Origin of the sequence: Scytonema sp. PRP1 (assembly GCF_036697665.2) — a bacterium.
Classification (GTDB): Bacteria; Cyanobacteriota; Cyanobacteriia; order Cyanobacteriales; family Nostocaceae; genus Kalymmatonema; species Kalymmatonema gypsitolerans.
In genome coordinates, this window is record NZ_JBAHYJ020000120.1 from 42,999 (window position 1) to 58,359 (window position 15,361).

Consider the following 15,361-nt stretch of genomic DNA (forward strand, 5'->3'; position numbering starts at 1 on the left):
ATAGATTTCCACAGTTTTACCTAGATTTGATCAAGGGGCAGCTAGCTTCCCTAGTGCCCTTTCATTCTTAGATATTTTGCAATGGTTTATCAGACAAGCCAAGACTTGGGAGATACGGGAGACAAGGAAGCAAATTCTTCCTTGTCCTCGTTGTCCTGCTTGTCTTGCTTAACTGATGGAGATGTTATCAATTACAAATTATGCTGACACTGTTGCCCCTATAAAAAAATACGGCTTATGCCAACGCTGAAGGGCATATACCGCATTGAGGATTGCATTTTTGTTGTTTATTGACACTCCCACGCCTGAAAGGTGATGGGATTCTTGGGCTGAGGAAAAGCATTAGCCACCTTTGGTCTTACAGAGCATTCTGCGTCATTGCAGACGCCTCCTCCCTATACCCAGGGCAAACGCATCTTGTCATTAACAAGGCTCTGTTATCAATAGAGTCTGAAATAACCGCATTAAGCAATGCTTACTAACATGATCTTGAGTTCTATTTTTAACTTAAGTTTTATAGGTAAGCAAAATGCCGGAGAGCGATAAATCTGATTTTGTCGTTTTATACATAAATCAGACTTTTCGTCTATTACCTATACACCAAATTTAGATACGTTTGCCCTGTCCCTATACCTTTGTACCCTTTATTTCTCCATAGCTTGTTGCAGTGCAAAGCGGTGTTGCTGTGCGTAGGGAACGTATGTACTAGTAGAATTGGATACCCCGTTTGCCACAACTCCTAGTAAGTTTAACCTGCTCAGCATCGCTGTCGCTTGCGTAAGTTGGGTTCTAGTCACCCTACCAATGCTGGCTACCATAACCACGCCACGACACGATGATGCCGTAAGCATAGCATCCACTAAGCCAAGAACTGGAGTGGCATCTATAAGTATCAAGTCATAGTTCTCCTCAAATGTTGCCATGAGTTGCTGCATCCGAGGGGAACTCAACAGATTCGCTGGGTCAGCAGGTGTTGGTCCCGCGGTTAAAATATCGATGTAAGATGAGCCTGAGGACTGGATACTAATTTGGTTGGGTATAGAGACGTCACTTGTTAGTAAAGTAGAAAGCCCCTGTTCGTTGGGAAGATTCAGTTGTTTGTGTAAACTGGGATCGCGTAAGTTGGCATCAATCAGCAGTACCCGTTTATGTAAACGAGCAGCACTCATTGCTAGACCCAATGCCAGAGCTGACTTACCCTCATCTGATAAAGCTGAGGTAATCATCAAAGATTTGAACGAAGAAACAGAGTTCAAAAGTTCAATGTTTTTATAAATTAGATCTAGCGATTCCCAACGTGGTGGAGATTGCAATACTTGAATTGTCCAAGGAGCTGGGACTTGTGGCTTCCCTAAAGGTAACTTAATAACTGATTCTCTATTTTTAGCAGGTGGCAACTTGGGAGTTGTTCCTAATATCGGTAGGGCAACCTGCTTCTCCAACTCAGCTGTGGTGTGAACTGAATCATCAGCCGCTTCACGGACAAAGGCAGCAATACCTCCCAACATCAATCCAACCACTGCACCCAGCATCAGGTTCTGCTGCAGGTTTGGACCTAACTTTTCACCGGGTTGGGGTTGTTCCACAACTTCCCAGTTAAATCCTCCCTTGGTAATTTCTTGTCGCAATTGCTGTTCTGCTTTCAAAAGCTCCTGCAATCTTTCGCGGCTAAGTTGTATTTGGGGCTGTAAGCTACCATAGCGAGCTAAAATCGCGGGAAATTTTGTGAGTTCCTCACGTAGTTGTTGCTCTTTCTTCGCCAGAACTTGGTCTTTAGCGCTTAAAGACACTATTGTGGTTTGTGTGTCCACCAATTTCGCAGCGAGGTTGAGGTCAATTGCGCTCTTCTGTCCTTGTTGTAAGAGAGACGGTGCTTGGCTACTAGCTTGAGCAGACTCTCCCCCTAAGGTTCGTCTTTGCTCTTCCTGCAATAATGCTTTTTGGCTTTGAAGTTGAGCTACCAACTTCTGCACGTTCGGAGCTTGATCTGTAAAACGCAAGCGTTCCTGTGCTAAAGCTAGTTCTGTTTTTTGGTATTCGTTCAGTAATCCTTGGTAGCGAGTAGACTGACTTAGACGAGCTTCGACCAGGGCATTCTGTGGAGTACTTTGGAGCTGCTGTTGTAATGTTTTATACGTAGCAGATGCTTCTTGATACAGAGAACGAGTTGTGCCGCGCTCTTGCTCAATCCTGATCAATTCGTCCTGTATGGCTTTTGCCTGTGTCTCTGGATCTATTAATTTCTGAGATGTGCGAAACCTTTGCAAGTTAGTCTCAGCCTTTCTCACTTCATCGCCTACTTTCTTTAACTGAGCGCTGATAACTTTCAGACCATCTTTTAAGCGCTTGTCCTGCTGTTCAATGTTGTACTCTAGATAAACTTTCTGAATTGCATCCAAAACTTCATGTGTTTTAATTGGATCTTGATCGGTATATTGCACCTGAAATATTTTAGTAGCAACATTATCTTCCTTATTTTTGATTTGACTTAAAACTAAAGCGCCTTTCAACTGACCTACGGTCATGTCTGGATACTGGGGCTTGAGTTGATTAACTGCTTTTTGAAGCAGACCAGAACTTTGCATTAAGCTCAGTTGGGTTGCAGCGTCTACTTGAACAGTAGGGTCGGTAAACTGACTGTCTACACCACTACCACCTTCTTTCCTTCCTTGATAGTTAGGTTCTACCAACAGCTGCATTGAGCTTCTGTAAGTAGAAGGTGTCCTTTGTGTCATCACACCTGCTACTGCAATACAAGCCACAAATGCTGCTAAAAACCAAGGAAATCTACGTATTAAAACCGCAAACAGTTGTCCGTAACCCTGTTCTGACTCAGTAACTGGATTTACATATGGACTTAGGCTGCTCTGAACCACCTTTACTATCCCTCAGCTAACAAATTAATTGAATAATGTATTTACGGTACAAGCTTGTTCAATAACTTGCTCGACCTTATTAAAGAAAGCCTCTTCTGAAAAGTTGGCTACAGCATGATTACGAATGTTTTCGTAATCCCAATAGATTTCCCTGGCTTCTAGTAGTGCAGCTTGCAGTGATTCGGGTGTTTGCCTCTTAAAAAAGACTCCTGTTTTACCAGGTATCTGAGTATCTAACACCCCACCCGCTCCAAAAGCAATGACAGGTGTTCCACTGGCATTTGCCTCTACAGGAACTAATCCATAATCTTCTAGGGCAGCAACTATAACAGAGTTGGCTTTAGAAAACAACTGAGTGCGTTGTGTATCAGTTACGTGTCCTAAAAACTCAATATTGCCTAATGCTTTGGACTTTAATCTCTCTTTTTCTGGACCATTCCCTGATATCAGTAACCGCCATCCCAGCCAGTTAAAAGCTTCGACTATTATATCAAGACGCTTGTAGCTGATCATCCGAGCTGAGGCAAGATAAAAGTCTTCTTTTGTATCTGAAAAAACAAATTTACTCGTATCTATCGGATAGTTAATAACAATGGCTTTTTTACCGTAGGTATTTCTAATACGACGAGCGACAATGCTGGAGTTAGCAATGTAAAGGTCAGGTTCCTGTGCACAAGCAAGGTCTACCTTTCTCATAACTTGAAAGACTTGTTCGATTAATGGAGCAAAATATCGATAGTCTCCATACTCCCGTAAATAAGTTTCTGTATCCCACAAAAAACGGGTAACATTATGGCAAAAGCAGATGTGGCGTGCGTCTCGGTTCTTTCGCACTGCTTTGGCAAAACTGGTGCTACTGCTGATAATGAGGTCGTATTCTTGCAAATCTAAGGCGCGAAACGCTGGAAAATAGAAAGGAGCCATCAACCGGAAATACTTTGCTGCTCTAGGAATATTTTGCAGAAAAGTTGTGTTGACAATACGCTCACCTAAATCAATGGTTTGTTCGGGATCGTATAAGGAAGTAAAAACGTCTGCTTCAGGGTAGCGTTTGCAGAGCAATTCAAAAACGCGCTCTGCCCCTCCTTTTTGGGTTAAATAATCATGCACTAAGGCAATTTTCATATATTTTTTGTGGATTTACTTTATACAATTATCTACAAATCATAGGTTGGTGAACACTGCACCCACAACTTACAAATTATTTTACAAATCTGATTCATGCTCCTATTTGTTTCCAAGATACTAAAAGGTTATTTTTATAATATTAATTTTTCATAAATATTTCGTAAGGATACTAGCTGGTTTTTGGCTGACTCTGATTGGTTTGCTTTTTACTCGGAAAACCCAGTGACAAACTCTACTATTGAGTTCTCGAACTTGAAACTTGACACGTAAGCTAAGTTTTTCTAATAATGGAATCTTAGACATGAATCAACACCTCCTTTTTCTGAGAATGATTTTTCATAATTTTTTCGATAGTATTTCTATAATTTTCTGCAAACTTTTCTTTGGTATGATTTTCTCTGGCAACTTCCCAAGCTCTTCTTGCCATCTGTTTTAACTGTTCTTTAGACTGAGTGGAAATTTTTTGGACTTCTTGCTTGATTTCTTGTATTGAACTGTCTTTTAGGATGACACCGTAATCTTTTTCCACATTTACACTAGCTTCATAGCTGACAATTGGTATTAACCCTGCATGCATACAATTAATCACGCTACCACCACCACCTTCAGAACAGGAAGGATAGACAATGCCAACGCAGTTGTTAAGGATATCTCTAAACTTCTGACTGTTTATATCAATCCATCCTACAGTGTGAATATTAGCGGTTTGATAAAGTTCTTTATAAAAAGCTTCTACAAAATCTTGTTCTTTACTTATTGGTCCGCAAATGGTTAAATGGCAATCAGGCATTTGAGCAAAGGCTTCCAATACCAAGTCTAATCCCTTGTGAACTAGACCGCCACTACCAAACCAGATAAAATTCTTGCGGCAAGTGTCAAAATCTTTTTCTTCTGACCATGAATAAACGACTTGTGTAGAAATGGGAACGCGGTAAAGGGGTTTTTTTGCATATCTCAGGGTACTCATGGTAAACTCATTCCCTAGAACTGTGGCACAATCAGCGTGTTCTAGAGCTTGATTAGGTGGTTCAAATCTCCGAGGACTTAGAGTTATCCCTCGCCTTTGCTGTAGTGCTAACAGTCTGTTCGCTTCTGCTGCATTATGGAATAAAAGATGAGCGGTGTCAGCATGGAATATTTTTACACAATCTTTATTGAGGAATGGTGCACACCTTTGCAGGTTGGAACGAGTTTCTATAAAGAATGCATATTCTTTTTGAGGTAAAAATATATCATTGTTATATTGGATAACATCAACACAGTAGCCTATGTCCAAGAAAGTTTGTGCCATTTGGTAACATTCCCAAAAATGGGTGTGGGAATTCGGGATAGGCTCGCCAGGTTTTAAGAGAAATGGTTCAACAACGTATGAGATCAGTACGTTACCAATGGCTGGCTTACGCGGTTGGAGTGAAACCTTCCGGCGCATTTGTTGACGGACTTTAATTTTGTGTGTTATGCGATTAACAATATTGACTGTACGCTGAGCTAATTTAGTTGCCATAAGTCTAGTGAGTTGGAAGAGTAGTGAACCATTGTTAATGCTTGGGATGCCATCAACTTGTCGAAATAAGAATCTCATAATCTTTGCATAACTTTTGCGTCAAATAAGAGATTCTTTACTACTCAACCTATGGCTTTTTTGCTACCAAAGTCAACACCATAACATCAAGTATGGGTTGACTTCGGTTAACCTAGTTACCTAAACTGCTGCCAAGGTCTTTGATTGAGCGAAATAAGCGTTCTGCTCAGTTCGCAGTTTGTCGCACAGTCTACCTTCAGGCAGTTCTACGTCGTCATAGGTGAGGACTTGGTCTTTTGGAATATCTCGCTTGAGGCGACATCCTTCCGCTAAACCAATGGGCAAGAGGTTTTGCTCTTGGACAATGTTGGACTTTTCGCATTGTCCGTAAGTCATGTAATAGCCGATGCCATCTAGGGTTTCTCCAGCTTTTAAGTCGATTTTGGCAGTGGTGACAACATCTACTAAGGGACCTCCTAAAGGACTTAAGACGTAATCTTGGAAGAGGACAGCGCGAGCAACAGACAATGGCACCTCAAAGTGACAGAGGTGGTAAGGAGTATAAAAGCTGTAGAGCGGACCTTCACCTAACTTGTACAGGTTGAGGTAGTGCTGTTGCTTGGGATCGTCGTGAGTTCCAAATACAAATACCCCTGGACCTGGTTTTGCGCCAACCACGTAATCAACGATGCCGCCCAGTTCTTTGAGTTGTTCGACATCATACATTTTGGTCATTTCATCGACATGACCGTTAAAGTCGTATCCCAGCATTCCCCGCTTGGCAACTGTCATACCTGTGGCATTGGCAACGATCGCCTGCTCAAAGGAAATTTTTGTGCCATCGGCAAAGCTGGTGACCATGTGAGCCTTTTGACCCCAACGTTTGGCAAATGCTTCCTGTGTGGTGGGATTACGATAGGGATCTTGTAAGCCTTTGATGTTACCACACAACAGCGGAGTTAAGCCGATACTTTTTACAAAACGATAAAGGTTCAATTGCACCCCTGGCTGATCCCCATCGCAAGCGGTCAAGATGACTCCTGCTTTGTCGGCGTAAACTTTGAGAATTGGACCGATGGTACCATCGAGTTCCGCGTTCATCATAATGACATGCTTGTGATGAGCGATCGCCTCAAGCACGACATGAGCGCCAAATTCTACCGCACCTGTGACTTCAATCAGTGCATCGATACCTTCGGCACGACACAGTAACATTGCATCTTCTGTCACTGCGTATTGATTATGGGCGATCGCGTCTTCTAATTCAGCAACGGTAGAAACGACTTTGTAATCTTCAATCCCTGCTTCCGAATATGCTCGCTTGGCTGCATCAACACTCCGGTTGGAGATAGCAACTAACTCCATACCAGGCACGGAATTTTTAATTTGATTGGCAATTCCCCGTCCCATAAAGCCAGCACCAATCATTCCAACTTTGATGGGGTTACCTGCTTCGGCGCGGGCTTGTAAGGCGCGATCTACAATAATCATTTAGTGGAACTCCTGTGTTGATATTTGCTTGTTAGTTGTTAGTCGTGAATTATTAGTAGTTTGCCCACTGATCACTAAGGACTAAACATTTCCTCCAACGCTCATCATTCTCATCAAAGGCCAATTTTGATCTTTTTCGGAAATTTCAGTCACTTCCACAGGCCATTGAATATTGAAAAATGGGTCATTATAGCGCAATCCCCGCTCATATCCTGGTGTGTAAAACTCACCAACCTGATACACAACTTCTGCCCCATCTGTGAGTGCTTGATAGCCGTGAGCGAACATCTCTGGAACATAGAAGGCGCGACGGTTTTCTGCGGTTAATTCCACACCTACATGTTGAAGGTAAGTAGGAGATTCAGGACGCATATCAATAATCACGTCATAGATAGCGCCTTGGGTACAGCGAATTAATTTCGTTTCTGCTGCTGGCGGAATTTGATAATGCATTCCCCGCAGCGTCCCTTTTTTGTGGTTAAAAGACAGATTGCATTGAGCAACTGTTGGCTTTAAACCATGCGCCTCAAATTCTTGAGCGCAGAAGGTACGGGCAAAGAAACCACGATGGTCGTGCTTCTCTTCTAGGTCAATGATGTACGCGCCTTTAAGTTCGGTTTCGGTAAAAATCATGGGAAAACTCTCCTTGAATAATGACTACACAGTGGCACTAGGTAATTCCTGATTTACCTTCGTGTTGTTCGCGCCTACCCAACAGGTAGGCGCGAACAACACGAAAAAATTCTAAGGGCGGGACAAGCACACTATCTAAGAACTCTCACTGAATCAGGTTCTTGAGATAATTCTGGTTTGGCAAAAGTATCATCCCAGTACTGGGTGCAAAGTTCTGGTCGTTTCGGTGGGTTTGCAGTGTAAACAAAAAAGAGTGCTGACCTTTCTTCTGTCCTTAGGGTTCCATGGTGTAAAGCAGTTTTTGGGTCTGTAAAAATGACCGTACCTGCAGGTCCGGGACATGATTTCCACTTGTGTGCTGGGATGACTTCCTTAAGCTGTTCATCGGTGATACCTATGTAGCCTGAGCGCCAAAGCTTGTAGTAAATCCGGTAATAATTTAGGGTGGACAAGGAGGTCAAAGATAAGGGAACATATTCAAAAGGACCGTGTTTCTCTTCTACGTCGGTCAAATAAATAATTATTTTGACCATCCGGCGGTCTTCTGAGTCTTTATGCCATAGCAGTGTGCCAAACTGATTTTCGTTGGGAAAGTCTTTGCGTAAATGTACCCCTTGAAAGGCAGTAGGAAGACCGATGTAATTTTCGATGATGTTAAGCAGCTTTTGTTCCCGACCCCACTGAGAAAATTCTGGTAGGTCTGTTACTGTGTAAATTTGTGGCAGTCTTTCAGTGAGATGACTGTTATTTGCAGCTGACATTCTTGACAATTGAGTATGAGCTGCTTGGAGAAGATAAGCTGTAGAGCTTAATCCCAACTCTTCGAGTGTTGTTACGTAAACTCCATCGCGTTTGAGAGCATTGACAATGATGCGATCGCCTTCTTCCAGAGCAGGCAATTTTCCTGCATGATTCAAAAGCGCAGATTTATAACCTAACTCAGATTTCAGTTCAGATATTTTGTTTATAATAGTGTTAAGCATGGAATAACACCTTCTGCTAAATTTGGTTTTTTCTCAGTATTGATTGGCTACTTATCCTTCATATTTTTGTAAATTTTGAGCAGCCGAATCCGTTGTTTCTGCCATTTTCAATTCTTTAGTAGCTACTACATCAAAAACAGACATACCTACTAAAGCCAAAAAGGGAACTACTGTCTGGATAGCGAACACAGGCCATCTTCTCAAAGCACCTAAAAAAACTTTCAAGTTAGCTTCTTGAAAATTCTTCAAAATCATCCTACGGCAAAATTGCTTAGAGTATCCGTTTTCCTCCAGTTTTATCAAAACGTCTGACAGGTGTTTGTACTGCATCAACAGTGCTGATTTTGGCTCTTTTTGCCAATAACTCACACCTACAATACATTCTACGTAGGTATCTTTAGTAACAATTGTCCTACCATTTGCAGCGCAATACCCAGCTAAGTATGCTAAAGATATCCAGTTATCCTCAGCTTCTTGCCAGATTTGGAGAGCGCGTTGTACCAAGTCAGTGCGATATACCGAAGCAGTTAGAAAGATGACTGCACCAACACTTTTTGAAAAACAATGTTCAAATATAGCTTTCCCGTCACCAGTTCCATCTTCACTATCAACATCAAACCAACGGTTACCCACTATTGTCGGTGGGTGTACTGGTTCACCTGTGATTTGGTTACGACCAGAGAAGTTCAGGAACAATAATGACAAATCCTCATGTTTTTTGATTTTGTTGATGACATAAGCAACTGCTCTATCTTGAATGGGGTCATCATCACCAATTGTCCAAACATATTTGGTTGTTGCGGACTTTAAGCAATGAATGATATTCCGCATGACACCAATATTTTCAGAATTTCTGCTGGATTTCAATGTGATATGACTAATATTTTGCCACTTCTTAATGACCTCTTGAGTATTGTCAGTTGAACAATTATCTGAAATAAAAAATTCACAATCAGATTCAAAGCCAATGATAGCTTGAGCAAGCCATGTTAGTTGCTTATCAAGTAGTTCAGCACGATTGTAAGTAGGAATGGCGATAGTGAGTAATTTATTCATGGTCAACTGTAGATGCTACATGAAACTGTATTTTTACTAATTCTTGGTTTCTTGATTTAGTAATCATCTTGTGCTTATTTGGTTGTTTTTAACCTGATAACATTAAATGCTACTACAGAACAGGTGTGAGTATAAGTTTGTGAAGTTGTGCTAAGAATATCAGATTACGGGCTTGTTGATATTTCCTTCGGCGACAAAAGAATTCCTTTTGCAGATTTCCCTACCAAAGCTAGGTAGGGAATTATTGTGGTTATTGCTAGAATTGGCCATCTTTTCAAAGCGCCAAAGAAAACCCTCCAGTTATTTTTGAGAAAATGTTTCAAAACTAATTTTCTGCAAAAGTTACTAGAGTATCCTATTTCCATCAATTTTATATAAAGTTTAGGCAAATCAATATATTGCATTTTAAGCAATACTTTTGGTTCGCGCATCCAATGACTAACCCCGAAAGCGCTTTCTAAATAGGTATCTTTTGTCACCTTTACACTACCATTAGCAGCACAAAATGCAGTCCAGTATACTTGCGCCTCCATGTTATTCAAACCAGATGACCATTTTTTGACAGCAGACTGCACCACTTCTGTTCGGTAGACTTGAGCAGTCATAAACCCTACGCCAGAGTGATTTTGCTCCAAACAAAGTTCAAATGCCGCTTTACCATCAGCACACACTTCTTCATTTTTAATATCAAAGCAGCGTTGATAAAGTAATTCACCAGTTGGCTCGTAACGGCACGAAAAGTTGAGAATCAATAATGTTAGTTTTGGATACTTTTTGAGATTTTCCACTACATAGGTAAGAGTTCTGTCCTGAATTGGATCATCATCACCAATTGTCCATATATATTTACTAGTAGCTGCATTTAGGCAGTATGCAATATTTTTCATAACGCCTAAATTTTCGCTATTTCTATTTACAATAAATTTACTTTTACTAAAATCAGGCAGCCACTTTTTAATAATTTCAGATGTATTATCCGTAGAACAATTATCAGAAACGATGACTTCACATTCCGATTCAAACCCTTGGATAGCTCTAGCCAGCCATGCTAGCTGTTGATCAAGTAAATGAGCGCGATTGTAAGTGGGGATGGCAATTGTAAGCAATGTTTTCATATTTCCGTTTAACTCCTACGATGTCAGATTTAATTTCTTCAGATTTTGCAGTTAGACAATAAGGAAAGAGCATCATACGAGCACCCTGGCGAAAATTTTGACTACCATCACAAGCTAAGAAGCAACGAAAGCTAGTGTATCTGTCGTTTATAGTTGTCATAAATTCCAGCCCTGTAAAAAAAAATGGTAGATAAGATAGTTCCAATATAATCAGTGGTGACAGAAACTTAATAATTGAAACAATGATTGTAGATTAAGTCTACTGAGGTTAAAACAGTTTGATGGTTGGAAATGTTCACCCTAGGTTTATAATCCACAGTTGATAATTCAAATTCTCCACTATACGTAGAACTTATGCGCGCTAATGAATTTTGTACCTGTGTGAGCTATAAACTTGTTTTTGTGATGAACATTCCCATCACACAATCTCCCTGATTGCTTTTCAGCAATTATGACAGTTTACTTACTCCAGAAGAAATCTTTATCAATTTGCTGAGTACGAATCAGGTACTCCAGCTGCTTCAAGCGAGTGAAGCCTCTAGATAAGAAAACCTCTTCAGTCATATCGATTTGTGAGAACAAATCATACAACTGCTGCGCCCCCCGCTGGGCATTCCAATCACACTTAAAGCCAGGTAGCACGGTGTTAATTTTCTCGAAAGATACGCGGTAACTGCGATTGTCTGCACCTTGATCGCCAAAGCTCAATTTGCAATCAGGGAAAACTCCGGCAACAATTTCGGCAATTTCTTTAACTCGATAATTATTTGCGGTATCTCCTACGTTGAAGATTTGGTTGTGTACGATATCACGAGGAGCTTCCACGGTGCAAACAATTGCTTTGCAAATATCCAACGCGTGGACGAGTGGACGCCAAGGTGTACCGTCACTGATCATCTTGATTTCTTTGGTTGTCCATGCCAAACCTGCTAAATTGTTTAAAACAATATCAAAGCGCATTCTGGGGGAAGCACCAAAGGCAGTAGCATTCCGCATGAAAGTGGGAGAGAAGTCATCATCAGCCATTGGCTTGACATCTCGCTCTACTAAAGTCTTACATTCTGCGTAGGCGGTTTGGGGATTAACAGGGGATTCTTCTGTGACATCACCCTCGGTAGCGACGCCATAGACACTGCACGAAGACATATACACAAAGCGACGCACACCTGCTTGTTTTGCCAATTCGGCAAGACGAACTGAACCTTTATGGTTAATTTCGTAAGTGATGTGTGGTGCAAGCTGTCCAGTGGGGTCATTCGACAGTTCAGCCATGTGAACTATGGCATCAACACCTTGCAAATCCTCTACTGTGATATGGCGAATATCTTTATTGAGAGTTTTGGCTGTGACGTGAGTACCATTGTACAACCAACCCACTTTATAAAAACCGGTGTCTACTCCGATAACTTCATGTCCCCGTTCGATGAACAAGGGAGGTAATAAGCTACCAAGATAACCTTCAGTACCAGTGACTAGAATTTTCATTGTTTTCAATTCCTATTGAAGTTCGATTTCATGTTGTAAATGAATTACCCTAGTGAGGTACGGTGCGTCACCCCTTCGGGGAAGTCACGCATTCAAAAGACACGCATTCAAAAGTCACCCCTTCGGGGAAGTCACGCATTCAAAAGTCACTCTGGTTAGGGTTGTTTAGGCGATCTAGTTATGATGTATTGATGGCAGCATAAATTATCGCCTCCACTCACCTTGTATACATCTGTTATGCACCGTAACACACCATTTTTAAAGTTTTGAGCTTGTCAACGATGTTACTTTCATAAATTTTCTCCAAAGCCGTCTCCAAATCGCATCTCGCCAGCCAGACCAGTTTGTCATGTCGAGATATTGGAAGAACAAATCTTTTTTTAGGGTATTTAGATTCTTTTGGCAATCCTGCATACCAGGCTTTGGGAGAATTTGTGAAGTGAATAACGCCGCAACTGTTAAGGAGTTCGTTATACCTATTCTTCTTAAGTTTAGGTATTCTCACATGAAACAATGCCTGTGCTAGATGAAATAAAATAATAAATCTTGTTGCAAAAAAGCACAGGCAAACACAATATTTAGATCTGACTTACTACAGCTTTGAGATGCGATTGTTCGGGAATTTGAGCGACAATTGCTTTGCCAATTTCGATGGAAGATGTTGCAGCTGGAGAAGGAGCATTGCAAACATGGACGGAGTTTTGACCTTGAACAATCAAAAAGTCGTCTACCAGTTTGCCATCGTTCATCAGCGCTTGTGCGCGAACACCAGCGTGGGTGGGGACTAAATCTTCTTGTTGGACTTCGGGAATGAGTTTTTGCAAACTTTTGGTGAAGGCTGCTTTACTAAAGGAACGAATGATTTCCTGGATTCCTTCGTCAGCATGTTTAGCTGCGAGTTTCCAAAAACCAGGAAAAGCCATGACTTCTGCAAAATCGCGCAAGTCAAAGTCGGTTTTGTTGTAGCCTTCACGCTTGAGGCTCAGAACTGCATTTGGTCCAGCATGTACGCTGCTATCAATCATACGCGTAAAGTGGACACCCAAGAAGGGAAAATCAGGATTGGGAACTGGATAAATCAAACCTTTCACCAGATAACGTTTTTCTGGTGTGAGTTCGTAATATTCTCCCCGGAAAGGAACAATTTTTGCTTTCGGATCGGCTTTACCCATTTTGGCAACGCGATCGCTATGCAACCCAGCACAATTGATCACAAAGCGAGTTTCAAAAGTACCAGTGTTAGTTTCTAATACCTGATGGTTACCACTGGTAACTATTTTTTCAACCTTTGTATTGAGACGCAGTTCTCCTCCCTGCTGTTTAATAATTTCAGCATACTTGAGGCAAACTTGCTTGTAGTTTACAATACCAGTTGAAGAAACGAATATTCCCCCAACGCAAGTGACATGAGGTTCAATTTCTTTGACTTCCTCAGGAGAAATTCTCTTAACATCTATGCCATTTTCAAAACCTCGCTTGTAAAGATTTTCTAGACGAGGCAATTCTTTTTCATCAGTAGCAACTATCACTTTGCCGCAAACTTCATGGTCAATTCCATGTTCTTGGCAAAATTCCACCATTGACAGACAACCGTCACGACAAAATTTAGCTTTGAAACTTCCCGGCTTATAGTAAATGCCAGAATGAATCACGCCACTATTGTTGCCGGTTTGGTGAAAAGCCCAATTGCTTTCTTTTTCTAAAACCAGAATGCGAGCATTGGGATAGCGTTTACCTAAAGCCATCCCGGTGGAAAGACCAACGATTCCTCCACCTATAATCGCAAAATCATACATGAGTACTGTAGCTCCTGGGAATACGAAGTGTGAAGAGTAAAGAATGAAGAGTGAAAAATCAAAAATGCTGAGAGAAAAAACAAGAGTGAAGAATGAAGTGATTTTTATATCTTGTATGTTCTATCTTCTATCTTCTTCTTTTTTTCTCACCATACTTTCCAAGGAGCCTTACCATTCTTCCACAGATCCTCGAGGTAATTTTTATCTCGTAAAGTATCCATTGGCTGCCAGAAGCCATTATGCTTGTAAGCAGATAGCTTTTCCATTTCGGCAAGCTTTTCTAATGGTGTCTGCTCCCAAACAGTGGAATCATCAGCGATTAAATTGATGACTTCAGGCTCTAGCACAAAATAACCACCATTAATCCAAGCTCCATCCCCTTCTGGTTTTTCCCGAAAGCTTGTGATTTTTGTTTGTTCGTGTCCTAAGACAAGAGCACCAAAGCGTCCTGGTGGTTGGACTGCTGTCATTGTTGCTAAACTCTTTTGTTCTTTATGAAAATTAATCAGTTCTGCAACATTGATATTGCTTACACCATCGCCGTAGGTGAAGCAAAAAGTTTCATTGCCAATATGCTCTCTGACTCGCTTCAAACGTCCGCCAGTCATTGTATTATCACCCGTATCTACTAGGGTGACACGCCAAGGTTCTGCGTAACCCGAAAGCACATTCATCTGGTTAAATCGCATATCAAAGGTAACATCTGACATATGTAAGAAGTAGTTCGCAAAATACTCCTTAATGACGTAACCTTTGTAACCACAGCATATAATAAAGTCATTAATGCCGTAGGTGGAGTAAACCTTCATTATGTGCCATAGTATTGGCTTACCGCCAATCTCCACCATAGGCTTGGGTCTAACGCTAGTTTCTTCACTTAAGCGTGTACCAAGCCCTCCAGCTAAAATCACTGCTTTCATGGGATTATCTCTAGGTTTTCAGGTAGATGAGTAATCAACTATCTTAGGACTGAGGAGAGAAAAATTGATTTCTCAATTTTCTCAGTATATAATCTAACTGCAAATTAGCAGTTAAGTATGAAGATCAGATAAATAAATCTATCTTAAGTGTGAAAAAATGAATAAGCTTTGTAAGTACCTGGAACTTAGAGATAACAGTATTTAGGCAGTTTCTAAAAAATACAAAATAACCGACTCTTACTATTTCAAAATGACAAGAAATAACCTGCTATAGATAGGGTTTTTAAATGATTAGACTACAAATTCTAAGGTGGGCATTGCTCACCAAAAGACTTCAAAAATTACGTGAGTAATTT

The 15,361-nt window shown here is 41.0% G+C and carries 12 protein-coding genes; all 12 read right to left on the bottom strand.

Annotation, left to right across the window (positions count from 1 at the left end; all coding sequences use genetic code 11):
• Nucleotides 1–644 precede the first annotated feature (644 nt).
• Entirely contained in the window at nucleotides 645–2,876 is a 2,232-nt protein-coding gene (locus tag V5G28_RS32000) for a GumC family protein (RefSeq protein ID WP_332988186.1), read from the bottom strand.
• A gap of 24 nt (nucleotides 2,877–2,900) precedes the next feature.
• Nucleotides 2,901–4,001 carry a glycosyltransferase gene (locus V5G28_RS32005; protein WP_332988188.1) on the bottom strand — a complete coding sequence of 367 codons (1,101 nt, stop codon included), beginning with the start codon at nucleotides 3,999–4,001 and terminating at the stop codon, nucleotides 2,901–2,903.
• A 150-nt stretch (nucleotides 4,002–4,151) separates the two neighbouring features.
• Nucleotides 4,152–4,307: a hypothetical protein gene (locus tag V5G28_RS32010; RefSeq protein ID WP_336231512.1), complete on the bottom strand. Its 156-nt coding sequence runs from the start codon at nucleotides 4,305–4,307 to the stop codon at nucleotides 4,152–4,154.
• Nucleotides 4,300–5,508: a glycosyltransferase gene (locus V5G28_RS32015; protein WP_336231513.1), complete on the bottom strand. Its 1,209-nt coding sequence runs from the start codon at nucleotides 5,506–5,508 to the stop codon at nucleotides 4,300–4,302. Before V5G28_RS32015 ends, V5G28_RS32010 begins: the two co-directional genes overlap by 8 nt.
• Before the next feature lie 198 nt (nucleotides 5,509–5,706).
• A complete protein-coding gene (locus V5G28_RS32020; protein WP_332988193.1) occupies nucleotides 5,707–7,017 on the bottom strand; it encodes an NAD(P)H-dependent oxidoreductase in 1,311 nt (436 codons plus the stop codon).
• Nucleotides 7,018–7,098: 81 nt separating this feature from the next.
• Nucleotides 7,099–7,650 carry a dTDP-4-dehydrorhamnose 3,5-epimerase gene (gene rfbC, locus V5G28_RS32025; protein WP_332988195.1) on the bottom strand — a complete coding sequence of 184 codons (552 nt, stop codon included), beginning with the start codon at nucleotides 7,648–7,650 and terminating at the stop codon, nucleotides 7,099–7,101.
• A 131-nt stretch (nucleotides 7,651–7,781) separates the two neighbouring features.
• Nucleotides 7,782–8,633, bottom strand: a complete 852-nt coding sequence (locus V5G28_RS32030; RefSeq protein WP_332988197.1) for a phytanoyl-CoA dioxygenase family protein — start codon at nucleotides 8,631–8,633, stop codon at nucleotides 7,782–7,784.
• A gap of 51 nt (nucleotides 8,634–8,684) precedes the next feature.
• Nucleotides 8,685–9,689 (bottom strand): glycosyltransferase family 2 protein, encoded by a 1,005-nt coding sequence (locus tag V5G28_RS32035; protein ID WP_332988199.1) that lies wholly within the window; start codon nucleotides 9,687–9,689, stop codon nucleotides 8,685–8,687.
• Nucleotides 9,690–9,853: 164 nt separating this feature from the next.
• Nucleotides 9,854–10,804: a glycosyltransferase family 2 protein gene (locus V5G28_RS32040; protein WP_332988201.1), complete on the bottom strand. Its 951-nt coding sequence runs from the start codon at nucleotides 10,802–10,804 to the stop codon at nucleotides 9,854–9,856.
• 459 nt (nucleotides 10,805–11,263) lie between these two features.
• The gene (locus V5G28_RS32045) at nucleotides 11,264–12,289 is read right to left on the bottom strand and encodes an NAD-dependent epimerase/dehydratase family protein (RefSeq protein ID WP_332988205.1); all 1,026 of its coding nucleotides are present in this window, start codon (nucleotides 12,287–12,289) and stop codon (nucleotides 11,264–11,266) included.
• 578 nt (nucleotides 12,290–12,867) lie between these two features.
• Nucleotides 12,868–14,085, bottom strand: coding sequence for an L-2-hydroxyglutarate oxidase (lhgO, locus tag V5G28_RS32050; RefSeq protein WP_332988207.1), 1,218 nt, complete (start codon nucleotides 14,083–14,085; stop codon nucleotides 12,868–12,870).
• Nucleotides 14,086–14,231: 146 nt separating this feature from the next.
• Entirely contained in the window at nucleotides 14,232–15,005 is a 774-nt protein-coding gene (gene rfbF / locus V5G28_RS32055; protein WP_096564747.1) for a glucose-1-phosphate cytidylyltransferase, read from the bottom strand.
• Between the last annotated feature and the right edge of the window lie 356 nt (nucleotides 15,006–15,361).